A 21,751-nucleotide genomic window follows, 5' to 3' on the forward strand; every position below is an offset into this window, starting at 1 on the left:
TCACCGGACCCCTTATCGGCTGTCGTCGGCAGTTCAATGTCTCCGAGTAGGTCGTCTAGGCGCGCCCACTCGTCGATGGAGCCGGGGCGCGGAGCGAGCGGTCGCCGATCGGGTAATTCCGACGTGACCAGTCATGGCGGTAGCCGATCTGATCCCCTCCCGGTCTTCCGGACAGACCGAGTGTCGTGATTTCCCCGCCGACCCGCGGGAACCGCGCGGGTAGGTCTCTCGTCCGAATTTATATCCTGAACTATAATGGCGAAACTGATAGACGAGCGGCCGAATGTGGCGGGATTTACCGCTAAATATCAAAAGGTATTACCCTCGGACTGGAACGTCCGGGTATGGATGCAGGACTTATCATCCTCGACGGCTGGGGTCTCAACGACGACGAAGGCGCCCGCGATGCGGTAAAGGCCGCGGATACGCCGAACTTCGACGCTTACTGGGACGCTGGCGGACACAGTCGACTGGATGTCTCGGGCCGCCGTGTCGGCCTCCCGGAGGGTCAGATGGGCAACAGCGAGGTCGGCCATCTCAACATCGGTGCCGGTCGCGTCGTCAAACAGGACACCACCCGGATCACTGACGACATCGAGGACGGCTCGTTCTTCGAGAACGAGAACCTGCTGGCGGCGATGGAGTACGCCAACGACAACGACGGGCGGGTCCACTTCATGGGCCTAGTTAGCGACGGCGGGGTCCACTCCCGGCAGACCCACCTCCACGCGCTCATCGAGATGGCTGCCGACAACGGCGTCGAAGCGGTCACGCACGCCTTCATGGACGGCCGGGACACGTCGCCGACCGGCGGCGCGGACTACCTCCGGGAACTGCAAGGTGTTATCGACGAGAACGGCACTGGCGATGTCGCGACTGTGACGGGCCGCTATCACGCCATGGACCGCGACCAGAACTGGGAGCGAACGAAGAAAGCCTACGACGCCATCGTCGATCGCGAGGCCGAGTTCTCGGCACCCGATCCCGTAACGGCCACAGAGGAATCCTACGACCGGGATACCACCGACGAGTTCATCGAACCGACGCTGGTCGAGGGCGGCGCGGCCCTCGAAGACGGTGACGCCGTGATCTTCTTCAATTTCCGGTCGGATCGGGCTCGTCAGCTCACTCGGATGCTCAACTCGATCGATCCGGACTGGGAGTTCGACACCGCGCCGCCCGAGACCCACTACGTCACGATGACCCAATACGACGAGACGTTTGACCTCCCGGTAGCCTATCCGCCCAACCGGCCGGCGAACACGTTGGGCGAGGTCGTCTCCGAAGCGGGCGGGACGCAGTTGCGCCTCGCCGAGTCCGAGAAGTACCCTCACGTGACGTACTTCCTCAACGGCGGCCGCGAGGTCAAATTCGACGGTGAACTCCGCGAGATCGTCGAGAGTCCGGACGTGCCCACCTACGACGAACAGCCAGAGATGAGCGCGGAGGGCGTGACTGACACCGCCATCCAGTACATCGAGAGCGACGACCCGGACCTGATGGTCCTGAACTACGCCAACCCCGACATGGTCGGTCACACTGGTGACTTCGATGCCGCGATCGCCGCCGTCGAAGCCGTCGACGAACAGCTCGGTCGGCTCGTCGATTCGGTCCAGGCGGCCGGTGCTGACGTCCTCATCACTGCCGACCACGGTAACGCCGATGACCTCGGCACGGTCGAGGATCCCCATACTGCCCACACGCTCAACGATGTCCCGATCGTCTATCTCACCAGCGACGGTGACGACGGCGGCCGGACGGTTCGCTCGGGTGGGTCGCTATGTGATATCGCACCGACGCTACTGGAACTGCTCGCCGTCGACGAACCGGCGGAGATGACCGGCGAGTCCCTACTCGAATAACTGACCCGGAAAATCTGCTTCGTTTTTTCACTCGCCTGTACGAAAGCCACCGTCGCGGCCGCACTTGCTCCGGTGGGCCGCCTTCGGTCGTTTCGAGGTCCGGCTTTGGCACATCGACGCCGGCGATCCGGGTCGCGAGATAGACCGTCTACAGCGCCGCGAGGCCGACCAGCACGTAGATGCCGCACTCGACAACCGGACCCAGTCTGTCGATGCCAGGAAGTTTATGAGCGTTCACGGGCTACCGATGGATGATATGAGACATCCAGGCTTGAAGTTCAGGATGGCCGTCGTCGGGTCCATCCTGTTCGGATTCTACGCGGTAGTGGCACTGTTCGCCTACGCCGCCTTCGGCGGTGGCACGACGGTGCTCGCGTTGATCCTGCTGGGCAGCGTTCTCTTCGTCGGCGTCCAATACAAGATCGGTAAGTGGGCGGCCCTCCGGAGTGTCGGTGCACAGGACATGCCGGAAGACGACCCTCGATTCCGGGATATCCACCGTTCGATCGAGCGGATGAGCGACCGGATGGGTATCGACAAACCCCGCGTGATGGTCGCCGAGATGGGCGTGCCCAACGCCTTCGCCGTCGGTCGAAAGAAAGCCGGCGTCGTGGTCGTTTCGGCGGAACTCATCCACATGCTCGAGCACGAAGAATTGGAGGGTGTCCTCGCACACGAACTGGCCCATATCCGCAATCGCGACGTGGTGATGATGGTGATCGGCCAGGGCATCGCCTCGATCGTCGGTATCGTCGCCCAGTTCTCCGTGCTGTTTGCAGGTGACAACGACTTCGGCGACTTCATCATGGCGATGGTCGTCGGGAACATCGTCCAGTTCATCGTCTCGATCTTCGTGATGGCTATCTCGCGGTACCGCGAGTACGTCGCCGACAGTGATGCCGCCCAGATCACGGGTGGTGAACCGCTTGCGCGCGCCCTCGAGAAGATCAGCTCGGCCGATCACAGCAGCTCCCGAATCGACGAGCAGGCCAGTGCCCTCTGTATCCAGGGTGAAGAACGGAGTTTGCTGTCGAAAATCTTCTCGACGCACCCGCCGACCGAGGAACGCATCCGGCGCCTCCGGGACTGATTTCGCAGCTGCCGTCGGTTCCCGTCGTCGTTCACTCCAGTCGGATCGGCCCGTTCTCGGCTGCGTCGTCATCTTCCAGCAGCCACGCAAACACGGGCACGTACACTAGCCACGAGAAGACGTACGCCACACCGACGGCGAGGCTGCCCGCACTGAAACCGCCATAGAATCCGTCTATAATGCCGGTCACGAGCGCAATGGCCGCGACGAACTCGACCCCAGGGCGGTCGAGCCAGTCGTAAAGCACGCCAAACAGCGACCCGGCGACGTAACAGACGCTGTAGCGAGCTATTGCGACCGCACCGATGTTCGCCCAGAACAGTACCCACACTGGGACGTCGACATCACTCCCGAATCCGGCGACTACCCATCGTACCACCTGGTAAAACGACTCCTGGTGGGTCACCAGTACGGCGACGGTCAGTATCGTCGTCAGGACGCCGACGACGCGGCCCGCGACGACACCGACGCTTCCCGGATCCGTTCGTTCGACCATCCGAAGTAGCTGGCGCTGTGACCCTCACTCGAACGTAACCGCGGTCCCGTAGGCGATGACCTCCGAGCCGCCGTTGGCGATCTCGGAACTCTCTAGGCGAACGTTGACGACTGCGTCGGCTCCCATCGAGCGGGCGTCGTCGGCCATCCGCTGCATGGCCTCGTCGCGAGCGTCGGTCAACAACTCGGAGTAGGCTTTCAACTCCCCGCCAGTGATATTGCGGATACTTTGGGTGATGTCACGCCCGACGTTGCGGGCCTTGACCGTGTTTCCGCGGGCGATACCGAGCGCTTCGTCGATCTCTTCTCCTGGGACTGTTTCGGTCGTGACGAACTCCATATCAGATATTTTCGATCACCCTACAAAAAACTAGATCTCAAATTTCTGGAATTGAAGAACTAAGATGACGGAGTAAATGTCGCTTATATATACTTTACCTTCATGGTTAGTCGGCGCAGAAATATATTTTTATAATCAAATATAGAAATGTAATTCAGAACTATTATTAAGCAGCAATATAATCCTTCTTTGTGGCTCGAAACATGATGCAGTTCAACAGAAGAACAATGTTGAAAAGCTGTGGTACCGCAATCACGGGTTTCGGTGTCCTTATGGGGGGCGCAAAAGCAAAATCCGGGGCCCTGAACCCACAAATCGTTAAGGGAACAGCCGACAAGCCGATTCAGGAAAACCAAATCCAACGCGTACGGGAGACAATACGGAAAAAACTCTCATCAAATACGAGTTCCGTATCGGAGATTGCCGTATCGGGTAATCCGGTACCGACCGACGGCAAATTGGTTGGATACGGAATCGCAGTCGAAAACGGGGCTCCGATTGAAGTTATAAAATGTATAAATGATCCCGTAGACAAAGAGCAAAATAAGAAGAGTGTTTCATCCCAGCAGCGGAAGGCGTTGCAGAAGAAGATACCTGAGAAAGCAAAATCCATCGGTGTAGAAGACCGGGTAAAATGGGCCCATCGTGATCTCGATAAATTCCGTCGAAAACACGAAGGGGGTGTGTGATCATGCCAGAACCATCTTGGACTCGTATTGGGACGATCAGCACAGATAAGCGGGCTTCCACCACAGTTGCTGGAGCGACGCTTGACTTTGGATTGACCGATCTTTATGTTGAAATGTATAAGGTCGAAAATGACAATCGTACCGGAGAAACTAATTATGCTTGTATCCCTCAAGTCAAACAGTGGCCCGGGAAGAAATTAGACGATGCATTCGATGCTCCGAATATGGAAACCAGAGTAGTTCAAGACTGGTCTCAGAACGACTACGGTGATCTTGAGATCACTGATTGGGGGCCAACAGAGCCGAAGCAAGGAAGTTTAGATTGGTCGATGAGCGTTTCTGCAGGCGCGGATGGTGCCGGCGGAAGTATCTCCGCGTCTTACGACACACCATACATTCGAAGGGAAATCACCGCTGATTACAACGAAACAGTGGCTCACAAGTATACGTACCCGAGCAGTATCGATCCGGTTGATCCGGAAGCCAAAAATAAAGTAGTAGATATAGAAAGTATTGGTGAAGCTTGGTTGGATGATGAGTCCCAGACTGACGAGGACGATGATTCATGCGATGCCTTCCCAGATATACTGACTATGGAAGTAACATCGAAATTTGGCGGTGATAGCTGTGGTGGAGAAACAGCATCATTGGAGATAGAACAGCCAGTGGATAGTCTCTTTTTATAAGATGTGGAACTGGAAGGCCGATTTCCGGAAAATGGCGCTGACGCTAAGTTTTTACTTATTGTTTGCCGCGATCTTTCTTTCTCTCGAAGACGCGCCACCCGATTGGGCATGGCTATCGTTTTTGGCGAGTTTCGCCATCCTGGTATTCGCATTACTGTTCCGGTACGATCCGGAGAAATACAGTCAGCCAGCCGATCAGGGCCGTAATGAGCCAGACTGACCCCACAAAATCAGAGGAACAGCGCCGGGATAGTCTGCCGGAAGATGTTCAGCGAGATCACGAACAGGAGCGCGATGACGAACCAGTTGAACCGCCGTTCGTCGATCTCTTCTCCGGAGACCGTCTCGGTTGTGACGAACTCCATACCCGGATGTGTACCAGTATCCTCCTAATGCTGGGAGTCCGGCTTCACGAGCTGAAGTGGACGAGATATTGTTACAACTCTGGCTTTGCTACCCTGCGGTTCGTTCGTTTTGTCGAATCGATACCGTCTCCGAGCTAGCCAGTTGTGCGTTCTACCGAGAATTCCGATTCTTTGAATTATCAGAGGCAGCCTTCGACGACTCGATCGGAAGCTGAATTCCGAGACACGCCGGGCGTTCTTCGCAGATCTCGTTAAGTCATCGAGCAGGCTGAACAGTTCGCCCGGGCGATTGCGTCGGTAACATGAGCGCCTCGGAGATCGTCGAAATCGAATCCGATCGCGCTTCGAGTCGTCGACCTCGTCACTCTCGTCCGCCATCCCGTAGATTCCGCGAATCAGATGGCAGCAATGGCCGGATACGTGACGGACAATCCCGGAGTGGTGGGGAAGATCCCGAGCATGATGGCCGAGCAGGTCACACAGAAACAGCAAACACGTAACCCGTTTCTCGAGGACGACCACGAGTACGCGACGTTCCGGAATAGCTGGTATCTGGGATACGCGACTGGCTCGGGCATCTCGATGGTTATCGGAGACAAGGGATCAAGTGCCATCGTCGGTCGCCTTTCCTCGTCGAGCACGCGCATCGGACGTGCGATGCGGGCGCTGAAGGCCGCGAAAACGGGGCTGAAGGCAAGCGTCTCGACGAAGACGATGGCGCTCGTGGGTCGAGTCACGAAGAAAGCCCCCGACGTGGATATCGACACGGGCCAGATAGCCAACCGCTTGAGTGAGGTGTCTCAGCCCGTCCGCCATCGGACGACCAAGCAGTTGCGCGAGATGGATGCGGACACGTTGCGGTGGGTCTCTGACAACGGGATCGTCTACAAATCCGCGTCGAAAGCCACACGCGTCGTGCGGGCGACCGGCAAGACCGGGCAACGAGCCCTCGAACAACTCGATGTGGATAGTCGCGCGGCGCTGTTGGAACTCTCCGAGCAGATCAAAACCGAGCGGGTGATCCTGCGCGCTTGGGAACGGGGCGAGATCGATACCAAGCAACTCGGGTCGCTGTTGCGCCGGTTCGATGGAATGAGCGGCGACGAACTGTCGATTTCGAAGGGGATCATCAGACGGAGTGACGACGAGGGAATTCAGCTCCTCTGCCGCGGTTCGGTCTGCAATAGCCCGTGTCGGCCCTTCGAGGAAGTGCTGGACGACATCGACAGCGCATCGCTGACGATCAGTGAGGACGATGTCACAGAATTGGGGACGGTCCTCGCTAAGGAAAGCGAGGATGTCGATTACTCGGTTGACAATGCAGAAGCGCTGATCTCGGATATCGATTCGTTCGATCAGCTGGACCGGGCCGTCCGGAAGATCGACGACCTTGATGGCGCGGCCAGTCGCCAGGCATGAGACTTGGTCGAAGAGACGGGCGATGACAGGGTACACTTGCTCAATAAGGTGGCCGATGCCTCCCTGCAGAAGCTCTTAGACTGTGACGAAATCGAGACGGACGACTTCGTCGAAGCGACACGGAAGTACGCCGATATGGACTCGGTCAAACGGTCGCAGTTCCGGGAGTTGCTTGCGGATGATGACCTTCGGGACTCGTAGGTGAGTGACATAGGAAATACAAGTATCTCATTAGATAGCATTGAAGACGCTCTTGATAGGATCTGCCGTGTGGATATCCTGGAACGGCAATTACAACGTAAGTTCAAGCATACGGATGATTTCGGGGTGGCCGGGAACTGGAATAGTAATAACAAAGAAGTATTCCAAAATCCCCTCACACGTCATATTGCAGATACAGCAACTCGATCAATCGACGGTACGTATCGTGGTAGGAATGTGACCTATCCTGATAACTCTCAGACGGGTAATACCGTGATTGTCTCGACCGACGGTTGGAAATATAGATATTCTTACAATAATGCACAGGCAGTTGTCGATGCCAATTCCATCGGAATCGTCGGGGCGAGCCGATTTCGACTCATTCGCGGATTCTTTTCCTCGTTTAACTGGGGAATGGGCTCGGCTTGTACAATCGAAGGCGAGGTTCATCGCGTCTCAAGGTTGTAAACGAATGTCACTTCGGCCCTCAAATCCTGCCGGTAAATGCCCTACAATCGGGCACCTACCGCTACCAATCTGAAAGACTCGCCAATAAATACAGGAGGATTCGGCACGAACTAACACGTATGAATCACCAATCGAGTCCTGGGGTCGATACAGTCGACGAAGACGAGAGACCGGGATTCGATTCCCGACGCCCACTAACTGCCGTACTGGTCGTCGAAGGGGCCGACTGTATCTGTCCCGCGGCGGGCGCTGGTGATGATACTTCGCCCATCGATCATCACTTGATCGATAATACCTGTCACGTCACCACGTGTGCCAGCACCGAAGACGCCACAGTCCACTACCGACGGACGACGACCCACGGGGAGTGCGTCTGTCGCATCGTCGCATCCCACGGCTGTAATCCTTCTCTCCAGGCGATTAGCGGACGGTCGGTAGTCGTTAGAACGAACCCCCCCGACAGAGAGACGTTACGGGACGTCGTTATGGACCTCAGAGAGAGCGCGGGGAGCGTCCACCTCAAGCAACTGGTCAAAGGGGGGTCCGATGAACGTCGATCGGAACTTGTCGACCTCGAGAACCTGACCGACATCGAGCGTGAGACGATCGACTGGGCGATCATCGCCGGCTACTACGATCGACCGCGGACAGTCGAATTCGAGGAGTTAGCCGACGAGATTGGTATCTCGAAGTCGGCCCTCTCGAAACGACTGTCCTCAGCGGAGGCAAAAGTCATGCAGGACCTGTTCAGCGACGGAGCCTAGGGCGTTAGTATATAAAGAGCACAATTGTGTCCGGCTAACGGGTTGGGGTGGGAGCGTGTAGATAGAGCCACGGTGGCTCGAAGTGACTGATACTACCGACACACACGACGGGATGGCGCGTCGGCTAGACGACGAGGATTGGGAACAGTCGGCCGAGGAGATCCTTGCGGAAAGCACCCACAGTACGGAGTTGGGGAAACAGATGGGTCGGGACGCAGTCCGGGTCAGTATCGGAGAGATGTCCGAGGCAGATTTCCACGAGAAGTATCACGACGTCGTCCTTGAGGAGTTCGGCGTCGACGACCGACCGACGAAACCGGAGGGGTTCGATGAGTGAGCAAGATGGCGTCACGCGCCGGAACGTCCTGCTCAGTGCCGGGGCGGCCGCGGGGGTCCTCGGTGTCGGCGGATCGAACGTGCTCCAGTCGTTGAGCGACGATTCGGGTGTCAACGACGTCGAGCGATTCTTACAGGAGAACACGGTCGTCCATGGCTACTGTTCGCCGAACTGTCGGGGGCACTGCCCGCTCGACATCCATGTTCGGGACGGACAGATCCGGAAAGTCGAACCCGCGATCCCCGACCGGGAAGAGTTTCGACGGGCCTGTACGCTGGGACAGACCCACCTCCACCGGACGTACAACCCCAACCGGCTGAAGTACCCGATGAAGCGAAGCGACTGGTCGCCCGAGAATCCGAATCCACAGGGGCGGGGACCAGACGCCGAGTTCGAGCGAATCGAGTGGGCCGAAGCGCTCGATTACGTTGCCGATGAGATGGACCGTATCCGGAACGAATACAGCCCCGAGAGTGTCTACTTCGAACTCGGGTCCGGCGGCAGCGGTATCAACGGCACGGTGTACAGCCGGCTGGCGAACCTCTTTGGCGGGACGATGATGTCCTGGTCGATCGACATCAACGTCGGCCTCGGCTTCCGACGGATCACCGGTGCAGGGTACTTCAATACCCCCACCAACATGCGGACTGACATCAAGAACGCCGATACGATCCTGATTTGGGGCGGTAACGTGTTCAGAAGCCGCCTCAATCCAGACGCGCGTTTCCTGCTGGATGCTATCGAGGGCGGGACGAAAATCGTCGGGATCGACCCAGTGTACAACCAGACGACAGCCAAGTCCGACCTTTGGTTGCCTGTCAAGCCTGGTAAGGACATTCACCTCGTGATGGGCATGATCCATACCGTGCTTGATGAGGACCTGGAGGACACCGAGTTCCTCAGAGAACGGACGCTCGCGCCGGCGCTCGTCAGAACCGACAACGGCAATCTTCTGAAGACCGGGGACGTCCTCCCCGAAGGCGACGACGAAACGCCGGTCGCCTACGACGCGGACGCCGGCCAAGCGGTGGCACTCGAACCGGAGACGTACGGCGAGTACGCGCTGCGAGGGACTTTCGATATCGACGGCTACGAAGTTCGGACGGCACTGACGGAACTTGAGGAATCCGTCGCCGCCTACGCGCCGGAGGACATCGAGGAAACCATCGGCGTCGATGCCGATAACGTCCGACAAGCAGTCCGCTGGCTCGCAACGCGCGGGCCTGGCGGCGTCATGACGGGGCTCGGTGTCGATCGGTACGTCTACGGCCATGTCTTCGGTCAGGCGTACGCGATTCTCCTGGCACTCACCGGTGATTACGGACGCAGCGGTTGTGTCACTGGCGGCCGGTTCGCCGGTTCCGGATACAAGAGCGATTACGGAACCGTCGATGGAAGTCCAGGGACGAGAACGCTCCAGCAGAAGGGAATCCTCTCGGCATTGCAGGGCGACGCTGACCCGCCGCTGAAGATGATGTACACCCAGTCCTCGAACTTCGTCGCTAACCAACTCCCTGACCGTCAGCAGTGGATCGACTCGCTGTCGAACCTGGACCTCGTCGCAGTGGCCGACATCCATCACACACCCACTGTCCAGCATGCAGATATCGTTCTTCCGGCCTCGCACTGGACCGAGCGCGAGGACGTCACAGGGGCCGGCGAACATCCTCACGCGATGTACCGCGAACCGGTCCACGATCCGCTGTGGGAGTCCAAATCGGACCACTGGATGATCGCGGAACTGGCCGACCGGTTGGGATACGGCGAGCACTTCGAACGCGATCGGACAGCATTACTCCGGAAGATCCTGGAGGCGGAAGACCGGTTCACCTTCGAGGAGATCCGCGAGAAGGGGACTATCCACCTCGAAACCGACGAGGTCATCTTCAAAGACGAGTTCAATACCCCCACCGGTCGCCTCGAGATCTACGACGAGGACGCGCCCAGTGAGAAGGGAGTCTCCCTCGAACTCCCGGTTCCTCTGGAGGATCGAACGGCCGACGATCACGAACTGGCCGACGAATACCCGCTGTTGTTCATGCAGGGACACTCGAAATGGCGGATCCACTCACAGTGGGCCGAGAACCCCTTGATGCGGGAGATCAACCCGGAGCCACGGATCGATATCAACCCACAGGACGCCAGAGACCGCGGGATTGAGGACGGCGAGTACGTCCGGGTTTACAACGACCGCGGCGAGATGGTCGTCAAGGCCAAGTACAACGACGCTTATCGCCCCGGCCACGTCAATACCGACCAGGGGTGGTGGGAAGAGCACTACATCGCCGGCCACCATAACGACTTGACCCACACCGACGTCAGCGAGACAATCGAGAACTTTGCGTTCTACGATACTCGCGTCGAGATTGAACCAGCCCCGGACGACCTTGATACGAGCAAGTACGACGATCCGGCTGAGACAGATTGGATCGGAGACTTCCAACACGGCGGTGATACAGCATGACCAACTACGGAATGGTAATCGACCAAGAGCGGTGTATCGGTTGTCACTCTTGCGCAGTGGCGTGTAAGGATGAGAACAACGTCAGTATGGGACAGGCCTGGAACCGGATCCTCACTGCTGGTGGCGAAAATATAGACACGCCGACAGGAAAGTATCCCGTGGACGGGGGCGACGGAACGCTGTCAATGCAGTACCAGCCGACGGCCTGCCAGCATTGTTCGAACGCCCCGTGCGTGAAGGTCTGTCCAGTTAACGCCACGTACGAGCGCGAGGACGGGATCGTCGAGATAGACTACGAGAAGTGCATGGGCTGTCGATACTGTATGGCTGCTTGCCCGTACAACGCTCGGGTGTTCAACTACGACGAACCCGAAACGACCGCGCCCGACGGGACCGGCAACGTCGAGCAGCGCGAACGCGGTGTCGTCGAGAAGTGTACGTTCTGTAGCCACCGACTTGACGAGGGACTCGACCCGGCGTGTACGATTGCTTGCCCGTCCAGCGCACGAATCTTCGGGGACTTAGACGATCCTGACAGTGCCGTTTCACGGTATGTCAAGCAGTACGAAACCACGCAACTGCTCGATGATCTGGAAACCGACCCGAGTACCTATTACATCCGTGGGGAGATGTCTCCCGGCCGCAATCACCTCGGTAACGAAATGGAGTCCGAACTCGACGATCCGCCTAAACGTCGCAACGCCGACCCTGGCGTTCCGGCGACGGACGGAGGTGCGGAGCGATGAGCGACCCAGTCGCGTCTCCTGGTAAGTTCGGGACGCGTGGCAAGGCCTGGATCGCCGGCTTAAGCGTGCTCGTCCTCGCCGGGTTGGTGGCCTGGGCCTACCAGCTCAGCCAGGGGCTGATCGTCACGGGGATGGACAACGTCTTCTCTTGGGGGCTGTACATCATGCTGTTCGTCTTCTTTGTCGGACTCTCGGCCGGCGGGCTAATCATTTCCAGCGTGCCGAAGTTCTTTCACTCCAACCGGTACGACTCCATCGCAGCGCTTGGCGTGCTGATCAGCTTTGCCTGCATCGTAGTCGCGGGCCTACTGATCCTCCCGGATCTGGGCCGACCCAGCCGCGTAGTCGGATTCTTTCTCTCGCCGGACTTCCGGTCGCCGATGGTGTGGGACTTCGCGATCGTGGTGCTGTACGGTCTGTTCTGTGCGGTGTACTTCTGGCTGTTGACCCGGCGTGACCTGGCCGCCCGCGGCTCGCGGTTCGCCTTCGGAGTCCGTGATACGGAGGCTGGCCGGAAACGGGATCGAAAACTCTCGTTCTGGGCTGCGTCGATCGCAATCCCGCTGGCTGTCGCGCTCCACTCAGTCACCGGCTGGATCTTCGCGCTACAGATCGGCCGCGGCAGCTGGTTCAGCCCGCTGGTCGCACCCATGTTCATCATGAAGGCACTGGTTTCAGGGCTAGCGCTGGTGCTCGTAGTCGCGATACTCGCCACCCAGTTCACTCGGTTTGAACTCTCCAAGGAACTGGTCCCGGAACTCGGGAAAGTGCTCGGCGTGTTTGTCGCAGTCCACATCGTCTATCTCGTCGGTGCTGAACGGCTGCCACACGCCTGGGCCGCGAACTTTGACTTCTGGGCAATCACCAGTGGCTTTCTCGTGGGCAATACGGTGTCGTTCTGGTTGTGGACCGTCGTCGGCGGAGTGATCCCGCTGGCATTGCTGGTCGTCCCGGCTCTGCGGACACGTACCTGGGCAGTATTCACCGCTAGCGTGTTCGCGATTTTCGGTATTCTCTTCGAGGGCGTCAACCTCATCTTCACCGGCTACAACGATCTCAATATCGCAGCCGCGCCCGGTGTCACGACCGGGACCGGGTACAGTGGGATTGGATCGAACGTCTGGGCGACGGTCGGGACCTACACGCCGACGGTGATCGAGTTGCTGGTTTCGATCGGGCTTATCGCACTCGGCGCCTTGATCCTCACCCTCGGCCTGCGGTACTTCCCGGTATTCCCGGGATCAGCAGTCGAAAGCGGACCTCGACGCGAATCAACTGGTGACGCCGCGGCCGCGGACGGTGGCGCAGTCCGAGCGGACGGTGGCAACGATGAGTGACGCCGCTCCCGCCGGGGAGACAGAGGTTGCCGAGGGCTACGCAGTGCTGGCACAGTGCTGGCGGCAACCGACCGAACGGCTCCTTGCGGCTATCGAGTCGGGGAAGCTCGCGGGCGTCGTCTCCGAGTCGACGACAACCGATCTGTCGACGTTACGGACCGAACATACCCGGCTGTTCGTCGGGCCTGAGGGCCCGCCATGTCCGCCCTACGAGAGTAGCTACCGCGATGGTGGCGACGACGCCGGCAACGTTCTCGGCCCGTCTACGCGAGCGGTTGTCGAGTGGTACGACGAGTACGGCCTCGGGCTCGATCCTGAGTGGTCTGATCTCCCCGATCACGTCGCGACCGAAATCGAATTCGCCGGCCATCTGTCGGTGGTCGCCTCGTCGGAAACTCGGGAACGATTCCTCGACGACCATCCTCGGCAGTGGTTCGAGACGTTTTTTGAGACGGTCCGTGCAGAGACGCGCGAGCCGTTCTACGTTGAAATCGCGGACGCGACCGCCGCTGTCGTGCTGTAATGTTGCCGCCTCCTCTTTCGTATCGCGTTGACGTTCAGCACTGACATGGCACCAAAATGGACAAGATACCCATACTTCTCTCTGCGTTTCCAGGAGCGTTTGTCGAGTCAAACCCGATTTGAACGCGTCCGGGTCAAGTGAGCGTCTTTCAAGCAGTCAGCACCCAACAGTTAACCTCCTCTCGTCTGAAATGCCACCATGGCGGACAAAATCGACTCTCCAGACGACTTACCGGCAGCAGCCGGCGGACTAGCCGACGACTATCCCGATATCTGGGACGCCTATGCCGATCTCGGTAAGGCGTGTTCACAAGCGGGCGAGGTCGACGGCAAGACGAAGCGGCTCGTAAAACTCGCCCTGGCGGTGGGTGCCCAGTCCGAAGGCGCCGTCCACTCACATGCGCGACGCGGACTCGAAGAGGATATCGACCCCGAAACGCTCCGGCACGTGGCATTGCTTGCGATCCCAACGCTCGGCTTCCCGGAGGCCATGGCTGCGCTGACCTGGATCGACGACCTAGCAAAGTGAGATCCGACGGATATTATGAAGTTTCGACGAGTGGACTCACAGTTCTCGGTGTGGTCGGCACCGCAGTTCTCTCGCCAGTCGCGTACGTCGGCATCATCGGGTTCGTCGGACGCGTCGTTCCCCACGTCGTTCAGAAACTGCTCGGACCGAACGGTTCGGGAAAGTCTTCGCTCGTCCGAGCGATCGGTGGTTTGCTCGAACCCACAACGGGGACAGTGACTGCTGATGGGATCGTTGTCCAGATGCTCTCCTGCGAAGAGACTGCCCAGCTGATCGGCCATCTCCTACAAGTCGAAGGGACGACGCCGTCCGCGACCGTCTTCGATACCGTATTACTTGGCCCGAATCCACACTTCGGGTGGCGACCCGGCAGGTCGAACCGATGTGCCGTCGAGAGCGTTCTCGCCGGGCTTGGGATCGATGACCTGACAATGCAGGAAGTGCCGACACTCAGCGGTGAGCAACGTCGGACAGCCCAATTCAGCCACCAGGCAGCAGGAAAATCAACCGATCTGTGGTAGAGGTGCCCGCCCAACGTTCAGTTCGCGGCCACCACGACCGAGGTGCCAGGCCACAGGCCAAGCGAGATCGGAGTGTCACCCGGACGATGGCGTGGGGCGTGGAGAGTGTAAGCAGCTGTTAGAACGGACGTTCCCAAACAGGCTGGAGGAAGCTGTTTGTAGCGCCCCCAGAATGGGTGTGGGGGCAGGTCGTGTCCTGCCTTTGAATGTATATGTCTAGGCCAGATGTCCACCACGATACGGCAGACGATCACGAACGCTTCGAGCAAGAACTACTCGCACAGGATCGGGATGCCTGGCGAGTGTCGACACAAATTGATATTTCATCGACACACCTGGGATACACGATGGGGGCATCTTCTATTATTTCACTCACAAGAACAACGCTGGGATCGTCTGCCGGAAGATGTTCAACGAGATCACGAACAGCAGCGCTATCACGAACCAGTTGAATCGCTGTTCGTCAATCTCCAGTCGCCGGAGGTACGTCCCGACGAACAGCCCCACGAGGGTGACGACGGCGATGACCGAACCCAGCCACAGCCGATAAGGGGTCATCAGGTCGGTGAACAGCGCCATCTGGACGATTCGGACGGTAAAGATCGCACCCAGGACCATCGAGAGGCCGCCGATGTACCGCTCCGTGTCGCGCTCGAAGGTGTGGAAGTAGGCGGGCAGGAGTGGACCGAGATTCGCCACCGCGAGCAGGAACCCCTCAAGAGCACCGGCGATGCTCATCGCGATCGGGTGGTGGGCTTTCTCGACCGTCACGAACCCCTGCCCGAGCTGGAAGAGAACGTAGCCGAAGACGATCACGCCGATCAGAAACGGCACCAGCGGACCGGTTTCGACGGCGTCGAGGACTGCTACACCGACGATAGCGCCAGAGATTGCCAGCGCGAGCAAGAGCCATTCCTCGCGGACGAACGCTAGTCCGGTGTCGGTCTCGCCGACCTGAAACATGTTGAGCATCCACGGCGGGATCGCCAGGACGACCACCGCCAGTGTCGGGTCGATCACCGACGCGAAGATCGGTGTCGCGATCAGTGCGTAGCCAAAGCCGATCATGCCCTTGATCGCCCCGGCGAGAATCGCGACACCGACGAAGACGACCATGATTTCCGTCGAGACGTCTGACTGCAAGCCGCTGGTCATCTCGTTGACGCCGGGGAAGAAGACGATCGAGCCGGCGATCACCGACAGCGTCGCCAGGGCCATGGTCACCTCCCGGTACCGGAAGGCCTGGAGGTGTTTGAGGAATGCTCTTGGGTCGACGTGTGACTCGTCGGTCGCCATGATATCTGCAAGGTGGGTCTCCGTCCCGTTGGGGCTTGAGACAACGGTAAGAGCCGCGCCGTCGTCGGTCGGCCTGCATCGGGGAAGATCCGCACAATCACGGGCTAAACGCGCTATGTTCGATCACCACTCTTTTGTATAACTCGTCATAGATACAAGCAATTTTTACTGTGTTCTCGGCTGATAACCACAAACCGCGGATTCGGGGGCGTTTTAGTCGTCGGCGTCGAAACAGTGAGTATGACTGCCGACGAGCCCGATGTCCCGATCGTCTGTGTGGAGTGTGAGACGACTGCGGAAATCCCGCTATCGGACCTGGCTGACCAACTCGAGGCGCACAACGAGCGGATGCACGACGGTGAGTCGGTTGCGGAGGTTGATCCTGACGTCGCCGATCAACTCGCCGACCTGATCGCCGACGAACTCGGCTTGCTCGGCGGTTAATCCGCCGTACCTGTCCGAAACGACAGGTCCAGTGCGTCGGCTGAGTGGGTGAGTGATCCGATCGAAATGACATCGACGCCAGTCCGGGCATAGGCTGGGACTGTCTCGGTGGTGATCCCGCCGCTGGCTTCTGTACGCACGCTGTCGTGACCCGCCTCCGCCAGCAAATCGACCGCACGCACGCACTCCGTGGGCGACATATTATCCAGCAGGACGATGTCGGCCCCGGCGTCGGCGGCCCGGGGCGCGTCTTCCGGTTTCTCGACTTCGACCTCGATCTGCGTCGCGAAAGAGGTCCGTTCGTCGATGTGTTCGACGGCGCCTTCTAGTCCCATCTCGGCGATGTGGTTGTCCTTGACCATCGCCATGTGCGAGAGGTCGAGTCGGTGGGTGTCTCCCCCGCCCGCCACGACGGCGCGCTTCTCGACACCCCGGAGTCCGGGTGTCGTCTTGCGGGTGCCAGCAATAGCCACGTCGTCGCTGTTTTCCCGCGCAGCCTGGACCGCTTCTCGGGTTTTCGTGGCGATTCCGGAGGCGTGTGCGGCGACGTTGACAGCCGGTCGCTCGCCCCGGAGGACGTCACGCGTTGGTCCAGCGACCGAAAGCAGGGCGTCGCCTGACTCGACGCTCGTTCCGTCGTCGACGGTAAACTCGACCGTACAGTCGAGGTACTCGAAGACGGCCGCGGCGGCATCGGTCCCGGCCACGACCCCGCTTTCCTTCGCGATCAGTCGCCCGTCGGTTGTCCCTGGCAGATGATTGGTCACGTCGTGGTGGCCGACGTCCTCCCGAAGCCAGCGTTCGACATCACCGTCGGTGATCATGGCGACTCGACAGCTGCCGGGTCGGTCTCGGTCACGAGATTGTGCGTCCCGATGCTCTCGTCGTTGTCGGCCGCGGCGCGGGCGATCAGCAGCGCAACCACGCTCGCGTTCCGGAGTTCGTACAGCGATCGAGAGGTGCGCGTCCGGACGTAGGCGTCGACTTCGCCTTTGAGCCGTCGCAGGACACCGAGTGCGCGATTCAGCTCGTCCGGCTCGCGCTCGATGCCGACGTACTCGTCCATCACCCGCCGGAGGCGAGTAAATTTCTCGCGGGCGAAGGAGTCGGGCAGTGCCGGATCGCGGTCGTCTAAGTTGGGTACGTCCATCGGCTGGGGACTACGGCCGACTGCGTCCTCGCCGGCCCGAAGTCCCCAGACCAGCCCCTCCAGCAGGCTCGTACTCGCCAGGCGATTGGCCCCGTGGACGCCGGTGTGGGCACATTCACCGACGGCATAGAGTCCATCGAGTGAGGTTCGCCCGCGGTCGTCGACGTCAATCCCGCCACACAGGAAGTGCTGGGCAGGCGTGACGGGGATGCCCGACTCCCAGTCGATCCCGCGCTGCTCGCACTGTTCGACAAGGTCTGGGAACCGACCGTCGAAGTCGATTTCCGAGACGTCGAGGAAGACCTCGCCACTTATCTCGCGTTCATTTTTGACCGCTCGTGCGACCACATCCCGGGGCGCGAGGTCGGCGTCCTCGTCGTAGGCGGGCATGAATCGCTCGCCGTACGCGTTCCGGAGAACGGCCCCCTCACCGCGGACAGCTTCGCTGATCAGCAGCGTCCCTTCCTCGTCGACGTACACCGTCGGGTGAAACTGGACGAACTCCATGTTCGTGACGTCCGCGCCGGCCAGTGCCGCCATCGCGATGCCGTCACCGGTCGAGCCACTGGGGTTCGTCGAGTCGGGATAGAGGTCCCCGACGCCGCCGGTCGCCAGTACGGTCGCCCCGGCGAAGACCGGCCAGACATCCCCCTCGGATGCGAGGTAGGCGCCGCGAACCTGTCCCTCGTGGGTGATGAGATCGAGGGCAGCCGTGTCGTCGAGCACGCGAATGTTTGGGTGGTCGTCGACGAACGCGAGGAAGCGTTCGAGGACGTAGGATCCGGTCGAGGCGTCGACGTGCAGGATCCGTTCCTCGTCGTGAGCGGCCTCGCGGCCGAAGTCGAAGTCCTCGTCGTTCCCGTCTGCCGTGTCGAATGGCACGTCGAGCGTCTCGACGAGAACGTCCCGGACGGCCTCGTCTGCGTTTTCGACGAGGGTCTCGACGGCAGCAGGGTCGGCAGTCCCCGCGGACGCCTCGATGACGTCCTGTTTGAACTGTTCCGGGTCGCCACGGGCGATCGCGATCCCACCCTGTGCCCACCACGTCGAGGCGTCTTCGGGCCGGCGAGCTTTCGTCGCGAGGGTGACGTCCGCGTTCTGGCGTGCTGCTGTGAGTGCGGCTGCACACCCCGCGATGCCGCCACCGACGATCAGGACTTCGGTGGATTCCTGTCCGGTCATGGTTACAGCTCCAGCATGCGATCGAGAGCAGTTCCCGCGCGATCCGCCGTTGCGGGATCGACGCTGATGACGTTCTGCTCGCGTCCTTCGACCAACTCTTCGAGCACCCACAACAGGTAGTTGGGGTCGATCTGGCGCATCGCGTTGCAGTCCATGCAGGCGTCACCGCACAGTGGGACGACTTCGACGTCGGGGTGCCAGCGGTCGAGGTGGTTCGCGAGGTGGATCTCGGTCCCGATTGCCCAGGTCTCGCCCGGATCTGCGTTCTCGACTGCCTGGGTGATGTCGGCTGTCGAACCGACATGGTCTGCAGCCTCGACGACTTCGCGGCGACACTCCGGATGGACGATCACGTTCGCGTCGGAGTGTTCCTTGCGCACGTCTTCGACGTGCTCGGCCCGGAAGCGTTCGTGGACCTGGCAGTACCCTTCCCAGAGGATCACGTCGTGGGCTTCGATTGCCGCCGGATCCGTGTCGTCAGCCCAGGGATCCCACACGAGGATGTCGTCCTCCATGCCGAGGTCGTGGGCCGTGTTCGTTCCGAGGTGCTTGTCGGGCAGAAAGAGGACTTTCTCCCCACGCTCGAAGGCCCACTCGAAGGCGTCGACGGCGTTCGAGGAGGTACAGACCAGCCCACCGTGCTCGGCACAGAAGGCCTTGAGGTCGGCGTAGGAGTTCATATAACAGATCGGGATGACGTCCTCGTCGGTGGCGGCCGTGAGTTTCTCCCACGCCGAATCGACCTGTAGCGCCTCGGCCATCCCGGCCATCGGACACGAGGCTTCCATGCTCGGAAGGATGACCTGCTGGTCGTCGTCCGTGATGATGTCTGCCGACTCGGCCATGAACGTCACGCCACCGAAAATCACGTATTCGGCGTCGGACTCGGCGGCCTCCTTGCTCAACTGATAGGAGTCACCGATGAAGTCGGCGTGTTCGACGATCTCCCGGCGCTGATAGTTGTGGCCCAGGATGACGACATCGTCGCCGAGATCCTCGAGGGCCGTCTCGATCCGCTGCTTCCGTGTCTTGGCATCGAGATCTCGATAGGCTGGGGGTAGCTGTGACAAGTTGTCGTATTTGAACAGACTGAGATCCGTGTCCAGGTTCGCTGTTTGCATGTCGGGCACAGTGTGTCACCGTGTGTATCCTGTGCTTTCAGTTCTCTTGATTGAAAAAGATTAGTATTCAATACCTCGATATGGAGGGAGTATTATAGAGGAATTGCCCTATTTCTTGAATCAATCGAACACATCCAATCAGATACACGAACACCAGTTCGTATTCGAAATTTAATACTACTTGATAGTATGGGAAAATATACTCGGTAGTCATTGAAGCTAATCTTGTTCGAAGAAGAAATATTGTTTCCTGCTCGAAAAGCTTTAAGTGCTCTCCCGGTATACATTACTATGTATGAGTTCCCACGAACGCGTACTCAAGACGGAAGGCGAAGTCGAGGGCTCGGAAGGGCTGCGAATGGACCCAGAGCGCGCCCAAGAGATCGTCGACGCGCTGAACACGGACCTGGCGGCGACGTACGTCCTCTATCATCAGCTGAAGAAACACCACTGGAACGTCGAGGGTGCGGAGTTCCGCGATCTGCACCTGTTCCTCGGCGATGCGGCCGGTAATGCCGAGGATTTCGCCGACGAACTTGCCGAGCGCGTCCAGGCTCTCGGCGGGGTTCCCCACGCCAGCGGTGCGACGCTAGAGGCCGAAGCTCCCGTCGAACCGGAAGACGAGGACGTCTATGACATCCGGACGTCCCTTGAGCACGACCTCGAGATATACGGTGACATTATCGAAACGCTCCGGGAACACGTCGAGTTGTTCGACAGCCTCGGTGACCCCACCTCCGCGGAGATCATCCGTGAGCACATCGTCGAAGTCGAGGACGACGCCCACCACATCGAGCACTACCTGGAGGGCGACACGCTGGTCACCGCCGACGCGATGGAATAAGCGGCCCCGTCATTTTCCCTGGTCGATCCCGTCGGCGATCGTCGACGCAACCCGGGCGTTCGCCCGGTGGTCGATCGCCTTCGTTTCGAAGATTTCTCTCGCACTCGCGAGTGCTGCGTGCTCGCCCTCGAAAGAGAGATCCGGGTAGTCAACAGCAGTCAAAACCAGTGGTTCTGGGGGGGCCGGCGCAATTCCCGCCGGCCCCTCGACCGGCTCCTCACCGAGTAGGCGGTCGATCCGGTCGAGCCCGGCCGCTCCCGTTGCGACAGCTTCTATAACGGTCACAGCCCGCCGGACGAACTGGCGAGGGAATCCGTCTGCGCGGAATTGCACGACCAGGAACTCACCGTTTCGCATCACGTTCCCGGACAGATCGCGGACGGTACCGGTGTCGTCCGGCGTGAAGTTGTGAAAGTCATGCTTGCCACCGAGGACTCCGAGGGCGTCGCGCGCCCGTGTCAACGAGGAGTCGGGGGCATGGAGGTGATAGGTGTACTCGCGTGCAGTGGCATCGTGAGTCGCGTGGAAGGCGGCGGGAACGTCGTCACTCGCCCAGGCTCGGATGTCGGCCGGTAACTCGCTGTTGAGCGCTGCGGCGGTCAGCCAGTGGGGACAGTCGAACGCGACGGTCTGTGCGAGTGCAGAGACGCCGGCGTCGGTTCGTCCGGCGGCAGCGTAGCCCGGTGGGACGTCGTCGGTTTCGAGGGCGTCCAGATCCCGGAGGGCGTCGAGAATCGCATTCGAGACGGTCGCCACGTCGGGCTGGCGCTGGAAGCCATGGAAGGGACGGCCGTCGTATGCGATCCGGAAGGCCCGTCGTGAGCGATCGGTCACGGACTGCATTCGACGGAGTGGGCCTTTGGACTTTCGCACGGGATC

General features: G+C 59.8%; 24 protein-coding genes and 1 pseudogene. 17 read left to right on the forward strand and 8 right to left on the reverse strand.

Going from position 1 to position 21,751, the window contains the following annotated elements; translation table 11 throughout:
- Positions 1-344: 344 nt before the first annotated feature.
- Both gpmI and BN2694_RS12770 read left to right on the forward strand, forming a co-directional pair.
- Entirely contained in the window at positions 345-1,862 is a 1,518-nt protein-coding gene (gene gpmI, locus BN2694_RS12765; protein ID WP_135666098.1) for a 2,3-bisphosphoglycerate-independent phosphoglycerate mutase, read from the forward strand.
- Between the two features lie 283 nt (positions 1,863-2,145).
- Positions 2,146-2,952, forward strand: coding sequence for a M48 family metallopeptidase (locus tag BN2694_RS12770; RefSeq protein ID WP_394346588.1), 807 nt, complete (start codon positions 2,146-2,148; stop codon positions 2,950-2,952).
- 31 nt (positions 2,953-2,983) lie between these two features.
- Here the strand turns inward: BN2694_RS12770 and BN2694_RS12775 are convergent, their stop codons facing one another.
- Both BN2694_RS12775 and BN2694_RS12780 read right to left on the reverse strand, forming a co-directional pair.
- On the reverse strand, positions 2,984-3,448 hold the full coding sequence (locus BN2694_RS12775; RefSeq protein ID WP_135666100.1) for a hypothetical protein: 465 nt from the start codon (positions 3,446-3,448) through the stop codon (positions 2,984-2,986).
- Positions 3,449-3,472: 24 nt separating this feature from the next.
- Positions 3,473-3,787, reverse strand: coding sequence for a YbjQ family protein (locus BN2694_RS12780; RefSeq protein ID WP_135666102.1), 315 nt, complete (start codon positions 3,785-3,787; stop codon positions 3,473-3,475).
- Between the two features lie 203 nt (positions 3,788-3,990).
- Here BN2694_RS12780 and BN2694_RS12785 point away from each other — a divergent pair, with 203 nt between their 5' ends.
- Together BN2694_RS12785 and BN2694_RS12790 are read left to right on the forward strand one after the other, a co-directional pair.
- Entirely contained in the window at positions 3,991-4,476 is a 486-nt protein-coding gene (locus BN2694_RS12785; protein ID WP_135666104.1) for a hypothetical protein, read from the forward strand.
- A gap of 2 nt (positions 4,477-4,478) precedes the next feature.
- Positions 4,479-5,162, forward strand: coding sequence for a hypothetical protein (locus tag BN2694_RS12790; RefSeq protein ID WP_135666106.1), 684 nt, complete (start codon positions 4,479-4,481; stop codon positions 5,160-5,162).
- A gap of 230 nt (positions 5,163-5,392) precedes the next feature.
- Here BN2694_RS12790 and BN2694_RS12795 read toward each other — a convergent pair.
- A pseudogene (locus BN2694_RS12795) lies at positions 5,393-5,491 on the reverse strand (sulfite exporter TauE/SafE family protein); the annotation flags it as partial.
- A gap of 444 nt (positions 5,492-5,935) precedes the next feature.
- On the opposite strand from BN2694_RS12795, the gene BN2694_RS12800 reads away from it, so the two are divergent.
- The 11 genes from BN2694_RS12800 (at position 5,936) to BN2694_RS17195 (ending at position 14,835) form a co-directional block, all read left to right on the forward strand.
- On the forward strand, positions 5,936-6,946 hold the full coding sequence (locus tag BN2694_RS12800) for a hypothetical protein (protein ID WP_135666108.1): 1,011 nt from the start codon (positions 5,936-5,938) through the stop codon (positions 6,944-6,946).
- A gap of 3 nt (positions 6,947-6,949) precedes the next feature.
- Entirely contained in the window at positions 6,950-7,147 is a 198-nt protein-coding gene (locus BN2694_RS12805; protein WP_135666110.1) for a hypothetical protein, read from the forward strand.
- Entirely contained in the window at positions 7,148-7,615 is a 468-nt protein-coding gene (locus BN2694_RS12810; RefSeq protein ID WP_135666112.1) for a colicin D domain-containing protein, read from the forward strand.
- 119 nt (positions 7,616-7,734) lie between these two features.
- Positions 7,735-8,379, forward strand: coding sequence for a helix-turn-helix domain-containing protein (locus BN2694_RS12815; RefSeq protein WP_135666114.1), 645 nt, complete (start codon positions 7,735-7,737; stop codon positions 8,377-8,379).
- Between the two features lie 112 nt (positions 8,380-8,491).
- Positions 8,492-8,716 (forward strand): 4Fe-4S ferredoxin N-terminal domain-containing protein, encoded by a 225-nt coding sequence (locus BN2694_RS12820; RefSeq protein ID WP_135666438.1) that lies wholly within the window; start codon positions 8,492-8,494, stop codon positions 8,714-8,716.
- Complete coding sequence (locus BN2694_RS12825; RefSeq protein WP_135666116.1) at positions 8,709-11,180, forward strand: molybdopterin-containing oxidoreductase family protein; 2,472 nt, start codon at positions 8,709-8,711, stop codon at positions 11,178-11,180. The genes BN2694_RS12820 and BN2694_RS12825 overlap by 8 nt, the downstream gene beginning before the upstream one ends.
- Positions 11,177-11,926 (forward strand): sulfate reduction electron transfer complex DsrMKJOP subunit DsrO, encoded by a 750-nt coding sequence (gene dsrO, locus BN2694_RS12830; RefSeq protein WP_135666118.1) that lies wholly within the window; start codon positions 11,177-11,179, stop codon positions 11,924-11,926. The genes BN2694_RS12825 and dsrO overlap by 4 nt, the downstream gene beginning before the upstream one ends.
- Positions 11,923-13,263 (forward strand): NrfD/PsrC family molybdoenzyme membrane anchor subunit, encoded by a 1,341-nt coding sequence (gene nrfD, locus BN2694_RS12835; protein ID WP_135666120.1) that lies wholly within the window; start codon positions 11,923-11,925, stop codon positions 13,261-13,263. Before dsrO ends, nrfD begins: the two co-directional genes overlap by 4 nt.
- On the forward strand, positions 13,256-13,786 hold the full coding sequence (locus tag BN2694_RS12840) for a TorD/DmsD family molecular chaperone (protein WP_135666122.1): 531 nt from the start codon (positions 13,256-13,258) through the stop codon (positions 13,784-13,786). The genes nrfD and BN2694_RS12840 overlap by 8 nt, the downstream gene beginning before the upstream one ends.
- A gap of 198 nt (positions 13,787-13,984) precedes the next feature.
- A complete protein-coding gene (locus BN2694_RS12845; RefSeq protein ID WP_135666124.1) occupies positions 13,985-14,314 on the forward strand; it encodes a carboxymuconolactone decarboxylase family protein in 330 nt (109 codons plus the stop codon).
- Between the two features lie 50 nt (positions 14,315-14,364).
- Entirely contained in the window at positions 14,365-14,835 is a 471-nt protein-coding gene (locus BN2694_RS17195; RefSeq protein ID WP_167880037.1) for an ATP-binding cassette domain-containing protein, read from the forward strand.
- A gap of 372 nt (positions 14,836-15,207) precedes the next feature.
- On the opposite strand, the gene BN2694_RS12860 is transcribed toward BN2694_RS17195, so the two are convergent.
- Positions 15,208-16,131 carry a sulfite exporter TauE/SafE family protein gene (locus BN2694_RS12860; RefSeq protein WP_135666130.1) on the reverse strand — a complete coding sequence of 308 codons (924 nt, stop codon included), beginning with the start codon at positions 16,129-16,131 and terminating at the stop codon, positions 15,208-15,210.
- Between the two features lie 240 nt (positions 16,132-16,371).
- Between BN2694_RS12860 and BN2694_RS12865 the strand changes: the two genes are divergently transcribed.
- Complete coding sequence (locus BN2694_RS12865) at positions 16,372-16,575, forward strand: hypothetical protein (protein WP_135666132.1); 204 nt, start codon at positions 16,372-16,374, stop codon at positions 16,573-16,575.
- Here BN2694_RS12865 and nadC read toward each other — a convergent pair.
- Genes nadC through nadA form a run of 3 tightly spaced genes read right to left on the reverse strand, consistent with a single transcriptional unit; the run spans position 16,572 to position 20,028 of the window.
- Positions 16,572-17,399, reverse strand: a complete 828-nt coding sequence (nadC, locus tag BN2694_RS12870) for a carboxylating nicotinate-nucleotide diphosphorylase (RefSeq protein WP_135666134.1) — start codon at positions 17,397-17,399, stop codon at positions 16,572-16,574. The two genes, BN2694_RS12865 and nadC, sit on opposite strands and share 4 nt — an antisense overlap.
- Positions 17,396-18,907: an L-aspartate oxidase gene (locus BN2694_RS12875; RefSeq protein WP_135666136.1), complete on the reverse strand. Its 1,512-nt coding sequence runs from the start codon at positions 18,905-18,907 to the stop codon at positions 17,396-17,398. The genes nadC and BN2694_RS12875 overlap by 4 nt, the downstream gene beginning before the upstream one ends.
- Before the next feature lie 2 nt (positions 18,908-18,909).
- The gene (gene nadA / locus BN2694_RS12880; RefSeq protein WP_210408976.1) at positions 18,910-20,028 is read right to left on the reverse strand and encodes a quinolinate synthase NadA; all 1,119 of its coding nucleotides are present in this window, start codon (positions 20,026-20,028) and stop codon (positions 18,910-18,912) included.
- Between the two features lie 295 nt (positions 20,029-20,323).
- Between nadA and dpsA the strand changes: the two genes are divergently transcribed.
- Positions 20,324-20,872 (forward strand): DNA starvation/stationary phase protection protein DpsA, encoded by a 549-nt coding sequence (dpsA, locus tag BN2694_RS12885; RefSeq protein WP_135666140.1) that lies wholly within the window; start codon positions 20,324-20,326, stop codon positions 20,870-20,872.
- A 9-nt stretch (positions 20,873-20,881) separates the two neighbouring features.
- On the opposite strand, the gene truA is transcribed toward dpsA, so the two are convergent.
- Positions 20,882-21,706 carry a tRNA pseudouridine(38-40) synthase TruA gene (truA, locus tag BN2694_RS12890; RefSeq protein WP_244605453.1) on the reverse strand — a complete coding sequence of 275 codons (825 nt, stop codon included), beginning with the start codon at positions 21,704-21,706 and terminating at the stop codon, positions 20,882-20,884.
- Positions 21,707-21,751: the final 45 nt, after the last annotated feature.

Origin of the sequence: Halorhabdus rudnickae, assembly GCF_900880625.1 — an archaeon.
Classification (GTDB): Archaea; Halobacteriota; Halobacteria; order Halobacteriales; family Haloarculaceae; genus Halorhabdus; species Halorhabdus rudnickae.